Source organism: Janthinobacterium breve, assembly GCF_051380895.1.
Taxonomy (GTDB): domain Bacteria; phylum Pseudomonadota; class Gammaproteobacteria; order Burkholderiales; family Burkholderiaceae_D; genus Janthinobacterium.
On record NZ_JBNYXY010000012.1, the window covers coordinates 178325 to 194607 of the forward strand.

A 16283-nucleotide genomic window follows, 5' to 3' on the forward strand; every position below is an offset into this window, starting at 1 on the left:
CTGCGTATTGCGTCCTAAAACGCGTCGCCGGGAATGCGCACAAGCCCTTCCATCAGTACACGCGCGCTGCGGCTCATGATGGCCTTGGTGACGCTCCATTGGCCATCGAGCAGCGCCGCTTCCGCGCCCACCATCAGGGTGCCGGACGGATGGCCGAAGCGCACGTTATTGCGTGGCCCGCCGCCCGACGCCAGGTTCACCAGGGTACCGGGAATGGCTGCCGCCGTGCCGATGGCAACAGCCGCCGTGCCCATCATGGCGTGGTGCAGCTTGCCCATGGACATGGCGCGCACCAGCAGGTCGATCTCACCCGCTTCCACCTGTTTGCCGCTGGACGAGACATAGCTGGCCGGCTTGGCGACAAAGGCCACTTTCGGCGTATGCTGGCGCTTCGCCGCTTCGTCCAGGTGGGTGATGAGGCCCATGCGCAGGGCGCCGTGCGCGCGAATGGTCTCGAAGCGGGCCAGCGCGGCCGGGTCGCCATTGATGGCGTCCTGCAGTTCCGTGCCCGTGTAGCCGATGGCGTGCGCATCGACAAAAATCGTCGGGATGCCGGCATTGATCATCGTGACTTTCAATGTGCCGATGCCGGGTACGTCGAGGTCATCGACCAGGTTTCCAGTAGGAAACATAGCTCCGCCGCCGCCCTCTTCCTCAGCGGCCGGATCGAGGAATTCCAGTTTCACTTCGGCGGCCGGGAAGGTCACGCCGTCGAGCTCGAAGTCGCCCGTTTCCTGCACTTCGCCGTTCGTCACGGGGACGTGGGCGATGATGGTCTTGCCGATATTGGCTTGCCAGATGCGCACCGTGGCCACGCCGTCGCGCGGCACGCGCGCAGCGTCCACCAGGCCGCTGGCAATGGCGAACGAGCCGACGGCAGCGGACAGGTTGCCGCAGTTGCCGCTCCAGTCGACAAACGGCTTGTCGATGGAAACCTGGCCGAACAGATAGTCGACGTCATGCTCCGGCTTGGCGCTTTTTGCCAGGATCACCGTTTTGCTGGTGCTCGAAGTGGCGCCGCCCATGCCGTCAATCTGCTTGCCGTACGGGTCGGGGCTGCCGATCACGCGCAGCAACAGCGCGTCGCGCGCCGCGCCCGGCACTTGCGCTCTGGCGGGCAAATCCTGCAGGCGGAAGAACACGCCCTTGCTGGTGCCGCCACGCATGTAGGTGGCGGGGATTTTGATTTGGGGGATGTGGGTCATTGAAATTCCTGCGTTGATTGTGTCATTAAACCCGGAGGCAAAGAGCTAGGGTCAGACCCGGCGGGTCTGACCCCAGATTTACGTTGCATCAATCGTGAATTACGCGACTTTGGAAGACTCGAGGAAATCTTGCGCAAAGCGTTGAAGAACGCCGCCCGCCTCGTAAATCGACACTTCTTCCGCCGTGTCGAGGCGGCAGATGACGGGCACTTCGAGCGTTTCGCCGTTCTTGCGGTGGATCAGCAAGGTCAGGGTGGAGCGCGGCGTGCGCTCGCCCACGACGTCATAGGTTTCGCTGCCATCGAGGCCCAGGGTCTTGCGGTTCACGCCAGACAAAAATTCCAGCGGCAGCACGCCCATGCCCACCAGGTTGGTGCGGTGGATGCGCTCGAAGCCTTCGGCCACAATGGCTTCCACGCCGGCCAGGCGCACGCCCTTGGCGGCCCAGTCGCGCGAGGAACCCTGGCCATAGTCGGCGCCGGCGATGATGATCAAGGGCTGCTTGCGCTCCATGTACACCTCGATGGCTTCCCACATGCGCGAGATGGTGCCTTCCGGCTCGATGCGCGTCAGCGAACCGGCCTTCACCTTGCCATCTTCGATCACCATCTCGTTTTTCAGCGTCGGATTGGCAAACGTGGCGCGCTGCGCCGTCAAATGGTCGCCCCGGTGCGTGGCGTAGGAATTGAAGTCTTCCTCGGGTAAACCCATTTTCGCCAGGTATTCGCCGGCCGCGCTATCGAGCATGATGGCGTTCGATGGCGACAAATGGTCGGTGGTGATGTTATCGCCCAGGACGGCCAGCGGACGCATGCCTTTCAATGGGCGTGCGCCGGCCAGCGCGCCTTCCCAGTACGGCGGACGGCGTATGTATGTGGTATTCGGACGCCAGTCGTACAGGGGGCTGACCTTGATGCCGTCATCCGCCTGCGCGGCAAACATGGGGATGTACACCTTGCGGAACTGCTCCGGCTTGACACTGGATGCGACGATGGCGTCGATTTCCTCGTCGGATGGCCAAATATCCTTCAACAGGACAGGCTTGCCATCCGGGGCGATGCCCAGCACGTCCTTTTCGATGTCGAAGCGGATGGTGCCGGCAATCGCGTAGGCCACCACCAGCGGCGGCGAGGCGAGGAAAGCCTGTTTCGCGTAGGGGTGGATGCGGCCGTCGAAGTTGCGGTTGCCCGACAAGACAGCCGTGGCGTACAGGTCGCGCGACACCACTTCATCCTGGATGACGGGATCGAGCGCGCCCGACATGCCGTTGCACGAAGTGCAGGCAAATGCCACGACGCCGAAGCCCAATGTTTCGAGCTCCGGCAGCAAGCCCGCTTCCTGCAGATACAGTTCCACGGTTTTCGAGCCGGGCGCCAGCGAGGATTTGACCCACGGCTTGCGCGTCAGGCCCAGGCGGTTCGCATTGCGCGCGATCAAACCTGCGGCGATCATGTTGCGCGGGTTGTTCGTATTCGTGCAGCTGGTGATGGCCGCGATGATGACGGCGCCGTCCGGCATCTTGCCCGGCTCGTTTTCCACCACGCCGGAAATCCCCCGCGCGGCCAGTTCCGACGTCGGCACACGGTTGTGCGGATTCGATGGCCCGGCGATATTGCGCACCACGGACGACAGGTCAAACGTCAGCACGCGCTCGTATTGCGCGTCGACTAGGCTGTCGGCCCACAGGCCCGTTTCCTTCGCATACAGCTCCACCAGCTTCACCAGTTCGTCGTCGCGGCCCGTCAGTTTCAGATACTTGATGGTTTGCGCATCGATGTAGAACATGGCGGCCGTGGCGCCGAATTCCGGCGCCATATTCGAGATCGTAGCGCGGTCGCCCAGAGTCAGGTGCGATGCTCCCTCGCCAAAGAATTCAAGGTAGGACGAGACGACCTTCTGCTTGCGCAAAAATTCCGTCAACGCCAGCACCGTGTCGGTGGCCGTGATGCCCGGCTGCGGTTTGCCCGTAAGCTTGACGCCGATGATGTCGGGCAAACGCATCCATGAAGCGCGCCCCAGCATCACGCTTTCCGCTTCCAGGCCGCCCACGCCGATGGCGATCACGCCCAGCGCGTCGACCATCGGCGTGTGCGAATCCGTGCCCACCAGGGTATCAGGATAGGCCACGCCATTTTGTACCTGAATCACGGGCGACATGCGCTCCAGATTAATCTGGTGCAAGATGCCATTACCTGGCGGGATCACGTCGACGTTCTTGAACGCCTTTTTCGTCCAGTCGATGAAGTCGAAACGGTCTTCGTTACGGCGGTCTTCGATGGCGCGGTTCTTGGCAAAAGCATCGGGGTCGAAGCCGCCGCATTCAACGGCCAGCGAGTGGTCGACCACCAGCTGCGTCGGCACCACCGGGTTGACCAGGGCCGGGTCGCCGCCCTGGGCAGCGATGGCGTCGCGCAGGCCAGCCAGGTCGACCAGGGCCGTCTGGCCCAGGATGTCATGGCAGACGACGCGGGCGGGAAACCATGGAAAATCGAGGTCGCGGCGACGTTCGATGAACTGGCTCAGGGAAGCATTCAAGGTGGCAGGGTCGCAGCGGCGCACGAGGTTTTCGGCCAGCACGCGCGAGGTGTAGGGCAAGGTGGCGTAGGCGCCTGGCTGGATCGCATCGACGGCGGCACGCGTGTCGAAATAGTCTAGCTGGGTGCCCGGCAAGGGCTTGCGGTGCAGGGTATTCATGGGAGTACTCATTGCGGCGCTCATTATTTGCGGTCCTTGATCGGCACAAATTCCAGATCTTCCGGGCCGACGTAGTTGGCGCTCGGACGGATGATCTTGTTGTCGATGCGCTGCTCGATAATGTGGGCGGCCCAGCCCGAGGTGCGCGAAATGACGAACAGCGGCGTAAACATCGCCGTCGGCACGCCCATCATGTGGTACGACACGGCCGAGAACCAGTCCAGGTTAGGGAACATGTTCTTGATTTCCCACATGACCGATTCCAGGCGCTCAGCGATGTCGAACATTTTCGTGGAACCCGCTTCCTGCGACAGCGAACGGGCCACTTCCTTGATGACTTTATTGCGCGGGTCGGAAATCGTATAGACGGGGTGGCCGAAGCCGATCACCACTTCCTTGTTGGCGACGCGCTCGCGGATGTCCGCTTCCGCTTCGTCGGCATTGTCGTAACGCTTCTGGATGTCCAGCGCCACTTCGTTCGCGCCGCCGTGTTTCGGGCCACGCAGCGCGCCGATGGCGCCCGTGATGGCCGAATGGATGTCGGAACCCGTGCCGGCGATGACGCGGCTGGTGAAAGTCGAGGCGTTGAATTCGTGTTCCGCGTACAGGATCAGCGAGGTGTGCATGGCTTTTTCCCACGACGCCGACGGCTTTTCGCCGTGCAGCAGGTGCAGGAAGTGGCCGCCGATCGAGTCGTCGTCCGTTTCCACTTCGATGCGCTTGCCGTTATGGCTGTAGTGGTACCAGTACAGCAGCATGGAGCCGAACGACGCCATCAGACGGTCGGCGATGTCGCGCGCGCCAGGCGCGTTATGGTCGTCTTTTTCCGGCAAGGTGCAGCCCAGGACGGACACGCCCGTGCGCATCACGTCCATCGGGTGGGCGGCGGCCGGCAGCGCTTCCAGGGCCGACTTGACAGCCGACGGCAGGCCGCGCAGGGACTTCAACTTTGCCTTGTAGCCTTTCAGTTCGGCCGCTGTGGGCAGCTTGCCGTGCACCAGCAGGTAGGCGATTTCCTCGAATTCGCAGCTGTCGGCCACGTCCAGGATGTCGTAGCCGCGGTAGTGCAAATCGTTGCCGGTCTTGCCGACCGAGCACAGCGCCGTGTTGCCGGCGGTAACGCCGGACAGGGCGACGGATTTTTTAGGCTTGAAAGTAGCGACTTGCGGTGCGGTCATTGTGTTCTCCAGATTGAATAGTCTCGGGTGCGTTACTGCGGGACCGGCATGCGGCCCCTGCTTCTTTACTTATTTCTTTTGCGCGGCGAACAGCGCATCGAGCTTTTGCTCGAAGTCGTGGTAATTGATCGATTCATACAGCTCCATGCGCGTCTGCATGGTGTCGACGACATTCTTTTGCGTGCCGTCGCGGCGCAGGGCGCGGTAGACGTTGTCGGCAGCCTTGTTCATGGCGCGGAAGGCCGACAGCGGATACAGGGCCAGGCCCACGTGGGCGCTGCGCAGTTCGTCCAGCGTGAACAGCGGCGTGGAACCAAATTCCGTGATGTTGGCCAGGATAGGCACATTGACGGCCTTGGCGAACGTGGCGTACATGTCCAGGTCCGTGATCGCTTCCGGGAAGATCATGTCGGCGCCCGCCTCGACGCAGGCCACGGCGCGCTCCAGTGCCGCTTCCAGGCCATCGACGGCCAGCGCATCGGTGCGCGCCATAATGACAAAGTTGGGGTCCGTGCGCGCATCGACGGCCGCCTTGATGCGGTCGACCATTTCTTCCTTGCTCACGATTTCCTTGCCCGGACGGTGGCCGCAGCGCTTGGCGCCTACCTGGTCTTCGATGTGCAGGCCGGCAGCGCCGAACTTGATCATCGATTTCACGGTGCGCGCCACGTTGAAAGCGGACGAACCGAAGCCCGTGTCGGCATCGACCAGCAGCGGCAGGTCGCACACGTCGGTGATGCGACGGATATCGGTCAGCACGTCATCCAGGCTGGAAATGCCCAGGTCGGGCAAGCCCAGCGAGCCGGCCGCGACACCGCCGCCGGACAAATAGATGGCTTTATAACCGGCGCGCTTGGCCAGCAAGGCGTGATTGGCGTTGATGGCGCCGACGACTTGCAACGGGGATTCTTCCTGGACGGCCTTGCGGAATGCGGCACCTGCGGAGTATTGAGTCATGTGTTCACCTTATGGGATTCGGGTCGTCCCGAATGTTTCATGGACTTGCTATGAGCTTCAGTATTGCAAGTGCCGTGCCAGGGCCGCGCGAATACCCGGAAAGTACGCCAATACACAGTGAAATACGGGGGAAACCGCCAGGTATCGGCGTGGCGCGCAGTGTCACGCAAGGGAACAGCGATGTCACGATTGAGGTCAGCGATGTTTCAATTATGTTTCAATTATTTCATATGAAACATCATATTGAAACCTGCAACAGGCTGTGGATTTAGCAGGCTGGGCGCAGACGTTGCGGCGCGCCAAATGCAAAACAGCCGGCGGGCGCCGGCTGCAGGAACACCATGAGACTGCAAAAACAAAAATCAGGCCAGCCGTACCAGCGGGTTGGCGATGATGTTGTCGATCTGACGCACGGCTTCTTCGCAGGCAGCGGCAATGGCGCCATCCTCGTCGTCGCGCACGAACTGCATGGTCGAGCCTTCGAACACTTCCAGTCCTTCCGCGGTGGCGCGTTCGATGTCGCAGCTGGCCGACCATTTGCCATCGGTGGTGGGCACGACCAGAGGAACGATTTCCCAGCCTTTATAGTGAATTTTAGAACTGTTTTCCATGGGGTGCCTCCTTGTGACTGACTCAATAGTAGAAATCGTAGCATGAAGCGCGACCGCTAGCGACGTGTTTCACGCGCCAGCGTGCGGTCAGGCTGACTTTCGGGCTAAACGATTTACGCTGACTCAAGGACGCAGCAGATTATCCACTTCCGTCCTGGCCACTTCCAGGCCGGCCGTGCAAGCCGTCTCGGGCGCCGCGTAGCCGCCCAGGGTGCGGCTGCGCGTGATCGCTTGCGCCGCGCTCTCGCCCTCGCGCTGCAGGCGGTAGGTAAAATCCCATAAATCGTCGTTGTCCTTCTGCGGGGTCACCGAAATCGTATAACCGCGGTACTGTTCGCTGCGTGCAATGATATCGTTCATGAATTCCTCCTTGGAGGAATGAGGTTACCACGCAGCAAGCGCCAAGGTGCGCACGACTGCAACGGGTACACGCATGCCCGCTTATCTGTTTTTCGCATGCTCAATGTCAATTCTCACCATTTTTTTAGCGCACTCTGGCGATATAATGCCCTTCCCTGTCCGTACTTTGCCACCGCGATGACTCCACAAATCCAAGCTTTCTTCGACCCTGCCACCGCCACCGTCACCTATGTCGTCTACGCAGCGGATGGACAGGACTGCGCCATCATCGATTCCGTGCTCGACTACGATCCCAAAGCGGGCCGTACCTCGACCACGTCGGCCGACAAGGTGATCGCCTTCGTGCGCGAACATGGCTTGCAATGCCGCTGGCTGCTGGAAACCCATGCGCATGCCGACCACCTGTCCGCCGCGCCCTACCTGCAGCAGCAGCTGGGCGGCGACGTGGCCATCGGCGCCGCCATCCAGACGGTGCAGCAAGCGTTCGCCGCCGTCTACCACCAGGATGACGCCAAGGCCGACGGCTCGCAGTTCGACCAGCTGTTCGCGCCCGACCAGGTATTTCATATTGGCCAGTTGGAGGTGCGCGCCCTGCACGTGCCCGGCCACACGCCGGCCGACCTGGCCTACCAGATCGGCGACGCCGTCTTCGTCGGCGACACCCTGTTCATGCCGGACGTCGGCTCGGCCCGCTGCGACTTTCCAGGCGGCTCCGCGTCCCTGCTATACCGCTCCGTGCAACGCCTGCTGGCGCTGCCGCCGCAAACGCGGCTGTTCATGTGCCACGACTACCCGCCCAACGGGCGCGCGCCGCGCTGGGAAGTGACAGTGGCCGAACAGCGCGCCAGCAACATCCATTTGCGCGACGGCATCACGGAAGAACAATTCGTGGCCATGCGCACGGGCCGCGACGCCACCCTGGACATGCCGACATTGATCTTGCCCGCCATCCAGGTCAACATCAACGCGGGCAAGCTGCCCGAACCGGAAGAAAACGGCGTGCGCTACCTGAAGATTCCGCTGAACGCGATTTGATTCCCCCGGGCACTCCCCGCCCATCGCAGCTCCTTTCTTGACACCACGCAAGTCCCGCCCCAGGCAATCCGCATACAGTGCAGATTGCCTGGGTTCGCTTGGGCGCCGATTTTCCTGTTTAACGTTGCCGGAGCGCCCACATGGTTCCCCACTACACGCCAGGCGCCGACTGCATGCTGCTGGCAGAAGCCGAAGGCACGACCTTGTTCAGCCATGCGCTGCTCAAGGCCGTCACGCGATTGCCGCGTCCCGGCATCATCATCTTTGTGCACGGCGTCAATTCCGACGGCGAATGGTATGAGCAGGCCGAACAAGGCCTGTGCAAAGGCCTGAATGCCCGCCTGAAACGCCGCGATGAGGACCTGGTCATCCCCGGCCCGGCCGCAGGGCAGATGAAGGCCGCCACTTACGCACGCGAATTGACGGACGACGGCTTCCTCAATCCCAAGCGCAATGCCACCACCTTCCTGCAAGCGGACGACGCCAATTCGCCCGTGATCCGCTTTCGCTGGGGCTACAAGGCCAACGGCGAGGAATTGCAGGCATTTGGCGACGGCATCTATCTCAACGAAAAGAATTACTGGGGCGGCGGACCGTTCGCCAACGGCTGCAGCGCCCTGCCTGACCTGTGGGGCCAGGGCTTGTCAGAGGAGCTGTTCCTGTGGATGCATATCCAGCACATGAACCCGACGAATGACCGGCAAGTGTATGCCTGCCCGCCGCGCCCGTATTTCGTGTTTGCCGCGTGGCGCCTGGCGCGTCTCGTGCAATCGATCAGGGCGTGCCAGCACGACGCACCCGTCACCATCGTCTGCCATAGCCAGGGCAATATGGTGGCCATGGCGGCCGCCTTTCTCGGCGAAACGCTGGGCGCTTCCGCCGTGGCCGACTGTTATGTGCTGTGCAATCCCCCCTACAGCCTGCTCGATAGCAATTTCACGGAAAACTGGGTCAGCGGCCACTTGAAGGATGAGCATGGCAATACGGGCCGGCAAAAGTATGAAGCCCGCACGCAAACCTTGAAAGCGTTTTTCAACATCCTGCGCAACCGTTCGGCAATGCAGCAGGATGCGGCCTTTGTCGACGAGTGCAGCGCCAATCACAAGCCTGAACGCAAGGACAGCTATACGGCCGCGTTCGACCGCGCAGACTACGGCTTGCATGGTTCCACCTATGGCAGGGTCACCCTGTATTTCAATCCGCACGACCAGGTGATTTCCGCCACGCCCGTGCAGGGCATAGGCTGGCGCGGCATGTCGGCGCAGGAAATTGCCGATACGGGCGGCGAAGGCGTCTTCACCCAGCGCGTGTTTGCGCAAAATCACCTTTTCGGCCAAGAAAATGAAAAGGACTACGATATCTGGCAGCGTAATGGCCAGCCCTTGACACCGGACAGCATCGATTTCTGGCACCCGCATTCGCTGGTCGCCGAATACTCGATCGCAAAGGGCATGCGGGCCAGCAAAGGCATCGGGCGCAAGATACTGACCTTTTTGTTCGCGCCCATCGTCATTATTCTCGCCAAGACTGCCGGCACGCGCATCAACGCCCTGCCGCCCAAGTCCTGGCGGCTGCCGATGAAGGCACCCAAGCTGCCCGAGGCATTCCTGCCACGCTCGACACGCTTTGCAGACACCAGCGAACAATTTGACGAAGACTGCGATGCCCCGGCCGACTCCCTGCACAAGGACCGCACCGCCGAAGCCGATGACGCGTACGCGCCTTACCGTCCTCAGGGCAAGGGCGATGCGCAAGCCGAGGCGGCGCTGCGCTACGAACAAAACGGCATGCTGCGCATGCAGGCCAGGCGTGACGGCTGGGTCGAAAAGGGCAAGCCTGTGACGGCGGTGGACAAGCCGGAGGAGGCTTCCAAGGAATTCAATGCCTGGCGCAAGAACGAAATCCAGACCTACCTGGCCGCCAATATCGACACTCATGCCACCGATCACTCGACCATCATGACCAATCCCGAGCATGCGCAAAAGGCGCTGGCGTATGACGTGGCGGTGGGCGTGTGCACGATCAAGCAGGAGGCGCTGCGCGAATTAAGGGTTGCGGCGGATTGGAGACTGTTGAAAGGCGCATCTTTCGAGTGTGGGGAGTTCTTTGAGTACTACGACAATGGAACATTTAAAAATGTCCCTTTATTTACGTGGGCAAATGACAAAGACAGCCCTGTCAGAAAGCCAAAAGGCATCATCGACGAACGCCAGAATTCCATGCCTGCCGACACTTCCACCAACTTTGCGCTGAGGACTGGCGGTGCGTAAGTTCATCGCCACGCCGCGCCAGCGATTGGCCTGGGCGCTCACCACATTTCTCTTCGTCATTTTCCTGGCACTTTGGTCCATCTGGCCGGGCTATGCCGGCCACCAGCACGTCCATTCACCTGGAGACCTCATGAAACAGTTCCTTGCGCTGCCCATGCTCGCCGCTGTCACCCTGTACGCGCTATTGACGGCCTGCGCCGTGAAGCCAGCCCAGAAAGAAGACGATCTCCCGAAAATCACGGCCCATGCTCCTTTCCGGGCACAAGTCGTGGGCCTGCAGTGGCTCAATCCACTGCAGCGCCTCGACTATCCGACCGAGTGGCAACTGCTATGGACGTTGGGATTGGCCAAACCCAACAAGAATGACGATATGGTCAGGACGGATCCCAGGGGCTTCAGTACCTTGCAGGCCGTCGCCCCCATTGCTCACGATCTCGATGGCACGGAAACGTTCAAGGGCTATCACCATAAATATCTGCGCGAACTGATGACCAATTTCCATGATATTTATTATTCCAGCCCTACCTACTTCTATCACGTCTACCCCAAAGATAAAAAACAGAACTGGCGCGAACTGGCAGGCATACGCGTTGAATATGCCCTGCCTGAAGGAAAATTCGATCTGGCAGAAGTACACCAATTCACGCAGCAAACCATCACCGACACCTTCAACATCGGCAACACCCACTTCCCCACCCTCTGGACCCGCGCCACGCCGCCCGACGTGCGCATCACCATGGGCGGCAACAATGCGGGCTTCACGTCCCTGCACGCCGCGCTGGCCTACCTGGAAGCGCATCCGAAGCAAACCGTGTGGGTCATGAACTGGGATGCGCCAAGCCGGCCGAAAACCATGCAGATCAATGAAAACCTGGTGCTGCTGGTGCTGGCCGGCCCCGATTACAAGACGGAGCGCGCGGCGCTGGCGTGGATAGGCTATCCGGCCACGAAAAATGTGGCTGACTTTGAACTGGCCAAGGACAAGCCGCCGCGCGCCGTGCAAGCCTGGCAGGCGGCGTTCGCCGAGGCGGCGCACCATGGCGGCAAGACGGAAACCGATATTGGCTATGTCATCCACGACGCCAGCAAGGCCCTGGCCACCTCCTCCGACCGACTGGGCCAGCTGGCGCAGGCGCTGACCCTGGAAGTGCCGGACTTCGACTTCCTGCCACAAACCTTCAATACGCCAGCGCTGCTGGGCGAAATGGGTGCCGGCACGGCGCTGACCAACGTGGCCCTGGGCATCGCCCATGCAAACCACGTCGGCAAGAGCGTGCTGGTGGCGGGCACCAGCGATCCGGACAGCGTCACGGGCGTGCTGGTCACGCCGCCTGCCACGGTGCGCCCGATCGCCCACGACAAGCCGTGGTTCCGCGCGCGCGGCGAAAACAATGCCTACTTGCCGTGGTGGGGCATCCGCCACGATGCGGCGGATACTATGCAGGGTTACTCGCAGTGAGAAGGCATGCCCTCCTTATTCCACCTGCTCCGGCGCGCGCCCGATCTCGCCATCGATATTGGCCAGGAACCAGGCCAGCGACGACATCAGCGCCACGTTGCGCTTCAGGTTCTCCGGGTCGACCTTGTCCAAGGTGTCGGCCGGCGTGTGGTGGTAGTGGAAGTAGCTATGGCTGTCGACCAACGGCTCGAAACTGGGCACGCCGCCCGTTTCCAGGCGGTGCAAGTCGCCCGTACCCAGCGCGTCGCGACGCGTGAACGCGTGCGCGCCCATCGGCTGCAGGGCGGCGCGCAGCGGGGCGAACAGTTTTTCCGACTTCGGTCCCACGCTGGCGAGGATGCCGAACGGGCGCCCGGCGCCGCTGTCCATTTCGATGGCCGCATATTGCTTGCCCAGCGCCTGCTTGTGGGCGTCGAAATACGCCTGGCCGCCGCGCCCGCCGTTTTCCTCGTTCATCCAGGCGATCACGCGGATGGTGCGACGCGGGCGGTAGTCGAGCTTTTGCAGGGTTTCCACCACGCCCATGGCCGCCACCACGCCGGCGCCGTCGTCGTGCGCACCCGTGGCCAGATCCCAGGAGTCGAGGTGGCCCGAGACCACCACCACTTCATCGGCCTTGTCCGTACCCGGCCAGTCGGCGACCACGTTGTAGCTGTCCGCGTCGGGCAGGTTTTGCGGCGTCAACGTCAGGTGCATGTTCATCGGGCCGCGCGCGGCCAGGCGTCCGATCAGCAAGGCGTCTTCCACCGTAACGGCGGCGGCGGGAATGCGCTTGTTGTCATCGAGGCCCGTGGCGCCCGTGTGCGGAATGCGGAAGTTCGCGCCGCCGATCGAGCGCACCAGCGCGGCAGCCGCGCCCAGGTCGGCCGCCGCCTTGGGGCCCAGGAAGCGCGCGCGCGAACCCTGGCCATAGGTGACGCCGGCCAATCCCCGCTCGGCCATCTCCTGGTCGAACGGCGTGTCGATCAGCACGATGGCACCCTTCACTTGCGCCGCGCGCGCCTTGAGTTCTTCCATGCTTTTGACGATGATGAGGGGCGCCGTCAGGCCGGCGGCCGGGGTGGCGCCCGAGCCGCCCAGGGCGGTGAGCACCACGCGCTGCGACACGCCCTGCGGACGGCCCGCGTAGTCGACGATTTCCGCGGTTTCCACGCCGCGCACCCAGTGCGGCACTTTCACGGGCTGCAAGGTGACGGTGGCCCCCAGCTGGCGCATGGCCTCGGCCACCTGCTGCACGGCGGCCGCCGCGCCAGCGGAGCCGGACAGGCGCGGGCCGATCAAATCCGTCATGTCGGCCAGGCGGGCATACGCCCAGTCGCTTTGCAGCGCCGTGTCGCGCACCTGCGCCAGCGCTTGCGGCGTATTGCCTGGCGCAGCAGCAAAGGCGCCGGCGCTGGCGGCGCAGCCAAGGGCGATGGCAATGGCGATGGGCAAAGAAGAACGGCGCATTGGCGCGCCAGTCAGGATGGTATGCATGTGATGTCAGTTCCAGTCAACAAGGTCGAAGCGGGTACGCCGTGGCCATGGGCAAGGCGCGGCTTTCTACGATAGCGTATTTATTCTGTCATTGCAGCAACTTTTACGGCATCGATTGCCTCTTTCCCCAAGAGTCGATTACCATCAAGATCGTGATCGCTACCGGAAACCGCCATGCTCAAGGGAACACTCTGTACCGTCCGGCATTTGCAGGCCGCCGACCTGAATGCCTATATTTCCTTCGTCAACGACTTGCCCTCGCGCGGCGAGTTTTTTTCGATGCAATTCAAGTCACCCGAGGCCATGCGGCGCGATTTCCTGCAATCGGGCTTTGTCACCGAGGACAGCGAATTGTTCCTCATCGAAGATCATGCCCAGCACGTCATCGGCACGATCACGCATTTCAAGAGCCGCACGCCAGCCTCGCGCGAGATCGGTTACCGCCTGTTCGACCGGCGGCGGGACGGACAAGGCTACATCAGCGAAGCGACGCGCCTAGTGATCGACTACCTGTTCAGCGCCTATCCATATCACCGGCTGGAACTGCTGATGGACCCGCTGAACATAGGCTCCGAGCGCATCGCGCAAAAGAACGGCTTTACCCAGGAAGGCTTGATGCGCCAGGCCTTCTTTATCAACGGCGTGATGCGCGATGCCAAAATGTACAGCCTGCTACGCCCCGAATGGCAGGCACGCCTGCGCTGACTTGTTACCATCGGGGCAGGAATGTAATAAGTTGTATTAGACGTGGAACAAGCAGGGAGCAGCAGATATAGTCCAGTTCATGCAGATCATCGTGATCTCGCCGGAATGGAAGGAAATGCCATGTTGAACAAGAAACTCCTGGGTGCGGTAATGGTAGCGGCAGTGGCTGTGTCTTCGGCCGCAGTTGCCGGTGACCGCGACTTCAATACCGTTGCAGGCGCCGTTGTCGGAGCGGCCATTGGCAACAGCACCGGCGGCCGTAACGGCGCGATCGTCGGTGGCGTGCTTGGCGCGGCCGTCGGCAACAGCATCAGCACGAATGACCGCTATTATGACCGTGGCGGCTATCGCGGCGGCTACCGTGAAACGTATTACCAGCCCGCGCCACAGCCCGTCTACTACCAGCCTGCGCCGCAGCCTGTGTATTACGCGCCACCACCGCGCTACTACGGTCCGCCGGCTGTCGTCTACGTGCAACCGGGCCGCGGCTACTACCGCGACCATGGCCGCCGCGACTACTATGACCGAGACTACCGTGACCATGACCGCGGCCACGGCTGGGGCCATCGCCGTTGAGTACCACCTTGCACCATGAAAAACCTGCGTCAGCCTGCTGCCGCAGGTTTTTTTATAAGAAAAGCAAGGTATCACCGACGCACAATTTCGGCTAAGCTGTGTCCTATGATTAACATTGCTGGCCGCCTGGACCGCTCCAACCGATGCATTTACTTAAAGACGCGCTAGACTTCGGCCCCTGGCTCGACGCCGCCGCCGGCAGCAGCGTGGGCGCCGGCCCCGTGACGCGGCGCGAGAACCAGGATAACTTCCTGCTGATCGATGCCAGCGGCCACGCTGTCTGCCTGTCGGGGCAGGCGCCGTTCCACTGCCAGGTACCGGGCTGGCCGCCCGGCCACGTGCGCGCCGCCGTGCTCGATGGCATGGGTGGCCACGGCCAAGGTCGCGAGGCGGCGGAAGCGGCCGTGCAAGGTTTGCTGGCCGTGCCCGCCTGCCTCGACACGGCCAGCCTGTCAGCCAGGCTCGACGCCTTGCACACGCGCTTGCAGGACAGTTTCGCGAGGGATGCGCCAGCCCAAGCGCGTCCGCCCGGCACCACCCTGACCTTGCTGGAAGTGCCACCCGGCGAAGCGCCGCTGCTGTATCACGTGGGCGATTCGCGCCTGTATGAACTGGTCGACGGCGCGGCCAGCATCCTGACCGTCGACCACGTGCCAGCCACCGTGTACGCCATGCGCGGCGCGCTCGATGAAACGCGCTGGCGCGCCGCCGTGCATGGCGAGCACCATCCGCAAATTTCGCAGGCATTTATTTTAGGCAACGCCATCAGTGACAACTTGCAACTCGACAAGCCCCTGCGCGGCCTCGATGCATCCACCTTGCCGCCCTTTCTGGCGCACCTGGGCGACCGCCGCGTGCTGCGCGTGCGGCCCGGCGCCCACTATGTGCTGGCCAGCGACGGTTTCTGGGCCTGCGAGGATCCGCTGGCCCTCACGGGCCGCTGGCCCGCCTTGTGTGCCGGCAAGACCGCGGCACAGGCTGTCGGCGCCCTGTTTGACGACTTTCTCTCCCACCCGCCAAAGGGCTTGCACAGCGACAACATTACCTTGCTGGCGCTACGCTTTGGCGCGGCGTTCAGCGCCCCAGCCGGCTAGCTGCCAAATAACCGGCCGTCGCCGACACGGCTGACAGCACGCTGCCCCAGGCCATGTCGATCACCGTCAAGCCCAGCGGCCAGTCACGCAAGGTCGCATAGTTACTCAAATCATAGGTGCCATAGGCAAGCAGCCCCAGCAGCGCCCCCAGTGCTGCCGCCGTGCGCCCGCGGCGCGCGCGCAGTCCGGGCAGGATGGCAAAGACCAGCAGCCCCGCCACGTATAACAGATAAAACAGCGTGGCCGGCGCCCAGCGGGGCGACTCCGCCAGCAGCGGCCCCAGCGCTGCGGCGTACACGGCCTGCATCAGCACCGCCAGCCACAGGGCATCGAGGGCCAGAAACACACACAAGGTGGCGCCATAAGCTATGGCAAGCTGAAGCGGGCGTTGGACAGGCATGATCATCTCTCTGAGTCAGGCGGCGTTGGAGGGAACGGCTGTGCCAGCATAATGCAAAACGCCGCCAGGCTCACATCGCGGTCTTAAAAATGCCCAGCCGGCACGCACGCGCATCGATGGGAAGAAATTCCATGCAATATCAAAATAACATATCCAGAAAGATATAAAATGTGTTTTTGAGCAATAGTTTCCATGACATGTAGGGCGGGGTGTGACCAGAGACATGAATTTGGGCAAAAAGAGCGCATTCCGGCGCTGCGAAA

The 16283-nt window shown here is 62.2% G+C and carries 15 protein-coding genes; 7 read left to right on the plus strand and 8 right to left on the minus strand.

Annotation, left to right across the window (positions count from 1 at the left end; all coding sequences use genetic code 11):
* Positions 1-14: 14 nt before the first annotated feature.
* From prpF to prpB, 4 genes are all read right to left on the minus strand, one after another.
* Positions 15-1205, minus strand: coding sequence for a 2-methylaconitate cis-trans isomerase PrpF (prpF, locus tag ACQ4W0_RS24235; RefSeq protein WP_436579080.1), 1191 nt, complete (start codon positions 1203-1205; stop codon positions 15-17).
* A 99-nt stretch (positions 1206-1304) separates the two neighbouring features.
* On the minus strand, positions 1305-3899 hold the full coding sequence (acnD, locus tag ACQ4W0_RS24240) for a Fe/S-dependent 2-methylisocitrate dehydratase AcnD (RefSeq protein WP_436579081.1): 2595 nt from the start codon (positions 3897-3899) through the stop codon (positions 1305-1307).
* 23 nt (positions 3900-3922) lie between these two features.
* On the minus strand, positions 3923-5077 hold the full coding sequence (prpC, locus tag ACQ4W0_RS24245) for a bifunctional 2-methylcitrate synthase/citrate synthase (RefSeq protein WP_071076692.1): 1155 nt from the start codon (positions 5075-5077) through the stop codon (positions 3923-3925).
* Between the two features lie 69 nt (positions 5078-5146).
* Positions 5147-6034, minus strand: a complete 888-nt coding sequence (gene prpB / locus ACQ4W0_RS24250; RefSeq protein WP_096236075.1) for a methylisocitrate lyase — start codon at positions 6032-6034, stop codon at positions 5147-5149.
* Positions 6035-6084: 50 nt separating this feature from the next.
* On the opposite strand from prpB, the gene ACQ4W0_RS24255 reads away from it, so the two are divergent.
* Positions 6085-6306: a hypothetical protein gene (locus ACQ4W0_RS24255; protein WP_436579082.1), complete on the plus strand. Its 222-nt coding sequence runs from the start codon at positions 6085-6087 to the stop codon at positions 6304-6306.
* Between the two features lie 90 nt (positions 6307-6396).
* Here ACQ4W0_RS24255 and ACQ4W0_RS24260 read toward each other — a convergent pair whose 3' ends face one another.
* Together ACQ4W0_RS24260 and ACQ4W0_RS24265 are read right to left on the minus strand one after the other, a co-directional pair.
* Positions 6397-6645 (minus strand): hypothetical protein, encoded by a 249-nt coding sequence (locus tag ACQ4W0_RS24260; protein WP_436579083.1) that lies wholly within the window; start codon positions 6643-6645, stop codon positions 6397-6399.
* A gap of 123 nt (positions 6646-6768) precedes the next feature.
* On the minus strand, positions 6769-7005 hold the full coding sequence (locus tag ACQ4W0_RS24265) for a hypothetical protein (protein ID WP_436579084.1): 237 nt from the start codon (positions 7003-7005) through the stop codon (positions 6769-6771).
* 177 nt (positions 7006-7182) lie between these two features.
* Here ACQ4W0_RS24265 and ACQ4W0_RS24270 point away from each other — a divergent pair, with 177 nt between their 5' ends.
* The 3 genes from ACQ4W0_RS24270 (at position 7183) to ACQ4W0_RS24280 (ending at position 11769) form a co-directional block, all read left to right on the plus strand.
* Positions 7183-8040 (plus strand): MBL fold metallo-hydrolase, encoded by an 858-nt coding sequence (locus ACQ4W0_RS24270; protein WP_436579085.1) that lies wholly within the window; start codon positions 7183-7185, stop codon positions 8038-8040.
* Between the two features lie 140 nt (positions 8041-8180).
* Positions 8181-10310 carry a T6SS effector phospholipase Tle3 domain-containing protein gene (locus ACQ4W0_RS24275; protein ID WP_436579086.1) on the plus strand — a complete coding sequence of 710 codons (2130 nt, stop codon included), beginning with the start codon at positions 8181-8183 and terminating at the stop codon, positions 10308-10310.
* A gap of 130 nt (positions 10311-10440) precedes the next feature.
* On the plus strand, positions 10441-11769 hold the full coding sequence (locus tag ACQ4W0_RS24280; protein WP_436579087.1) for a virulence factor: 1329 nt from the start codon (positions 10441-10443) through the stop codon (positions 11767-11769).
* A gap of 15 nt (positions 11770-11784) precedes the next feature.
* On the opposite strand, the gene ACQ4W0_RS24285 is transcribed toward ACQ4W0_RS24280, so the two are convergent.
* Positions 11785-13218 (minus strand): M20/M25/M40 family metallo-hydrolase, encoded by a 1434-nt coding sequence (locus ACQ4W0_RS24285; protein WP_436579088.1) that lies wholly within the window; start codon positions 13216-13218, stop codon positions 11785-11787.
* A gap of 201 nt (positions 13219-13419) precedes the next feature.
* On the opposite strand from ACQ4W0_RS24285, the gene ACQ4W0_RS24290 reads away from it, so the two are divergent.
* The 3 genes from ACQ4W0_RS24290 to ACQ4W0_RS24300 all read left to right on the plus strand — a co-directional run bounded on the left by ACQ4W0_RS24290 (position 13420) and on the right by ACQ4W0_RS24300 (position 15620).
* Positions 13420-13950, plus strand: coding sequence for a GNAT family N-acetyltransferase (locus ACQ4W0_RS24290; RefSeq protein WP_436579089.1), 531 nt, complete (start codon positions 13420-13422; stop codon positions 13948-13950).
* Between the two features lie 120 nt (positions 13951-14070).
* On the plus strand, positions 14071-14526 hold the full coding sequence (locus ACQ4W0_RS24295; protein WP_436579090.1) for a glycine zipper 2TM domain-containing protein: 456 nt from the start codon (positions 14071-14073) through the stop codon (positions 14524-14526).
* 143 nt (positions 14527-14669) lie between these two features.
* Positions 14670-15620 (plus strand): PP2C family protein-serine/threonine phosphatase, encoded by a 951-nt coding sequence (locus tag ACQ4W0_RS24300; protein ID WP_436579091.1) that lies wholly within the window; start codon positions 14670-14672, stop codon positions 15618-15620.
* Here ACQ4W0_RS24300 and ACQ4W0_RS24305 read toward each other — a convergent pair.
* On the minus strand, positions 15601-16020 hold the full coding sequence (locus tag ACQ4W0_RS24305) for a DUF2177 family protein (RefSeq protein ID WP_436579092.1): 420 nt from the start codon (positions 16018-16020) through the stop codon (positions 15601-15603). The two genes, ACQ4W0_RS24300 and ACQ4W0_RS24305, sit on opposite strands and share 20 nt — an antisense overlap.
* Between the last annotated feature and the right edge of the window lie 263 nt (positions 16021-16283).

Coding starts and splice junctions, on each gene's coding strand:
- prpF (WP_436579080.1), bottom strand. CDS start 1,205: ATGACCCACATCCCCCAAATCAAAATCCCCGCCACCTACATGCGTGGC.
- acnD (WP_436579081.1), bottom strand. CDS start 3,899: ATGAATACCCTGCACCGCAAGCCCTTGCCGGGCACCCAGCTAGACTAT.
- prpC (WP_071076692.1), bottom strand. CDS start 5,077: ATGACCGCACCGCAAGTCGCTACTTTCAAGCCTAAAAAATCCGTCGCC.
- prpB (WP_096236075.1), bottom strand. CDS start 6,034: ATGACTCAATACTCCGCAGGTGCCGCATTCCGCAAGGCCGTCCAGGAA.
- ACQ4W0_RS24255 (WP_436579082.1), top strand. CDS start 6,085: ATGAGCTTCAGTATTGCAAGTGCCGTGCCAGGGCCGCGCGAATACCCG.
- ACQ4W0_RS24260 (WP_436579083.1), bottom strand. CDS start 6,645: ATGGAAAACAGTTCTAAAATTCACTATAAAGGCTGGGAAATCGTTCCT.
- ACQ4W0_RS24265 (WP_436579084.1), bottom strand. CDS start 7,005: ATGAACGATATCATTGCACGCAGCGAACAGTACCGCGGTTATACGATT.
- ACQ4W0_RS24270 (WP_436579085.1), top strand. CDS start 7,183: ATGACTCCACAAATCCAAGCTTTCTTCGACCCTGCCACCGCCACCGTC.
- ACQ4W0_RS24275 (WP_436579086.1), top strand. CDS start 8,181: ATGGTTCCCCACTACACGCCAGGCGCCGACTGCATGCTGCTGGCAGAA.
- ACQ4W0_RS24280 (WP_436579087.1), top strand. CDS start 10,441: ATGAAACAGTTCCTTGCGCTGCCCATGCTCGCCGCTGTCACCCTGTAC.
- ACQ4W0_RS24285 (WP_436579088.1), bottom strand. CDS start 13,218: ATGCGCCGTTCTTCTTTGCCCATCGCCATTGCCATCGCCCTTGGCTGC.
- ACQ4W0_RS24290 (WP_436579089.1), top strand. CDS start 13,420: ATGCTCAAGGGAACACTCTGTACCGTCCGGCATTTGCAGGCCGCCGAC.
- ACQ4W0_RS24295 (WP_436579090.1), top strand. CDS start 14,071: ATGTTGAACAAGAAACTCCTGGGTGCGGTAATGGTAGCGGCAGTGGCT.
- ACQ4W0_RS24300 (WP_436579091.1), top strand. CDS start 14,670: ATGCATTTACTTAAAGACGCGCTAGACTTCGGCCCCTGGCTCGACGCC.
- ACQ4W0_RS24305 (WP_436579092.1), bottom strand. CDS start 16,020: ATGCCTGTCCAACGCCCGCTTCAGCTTGCCATAGCTTATGGCGCCACC.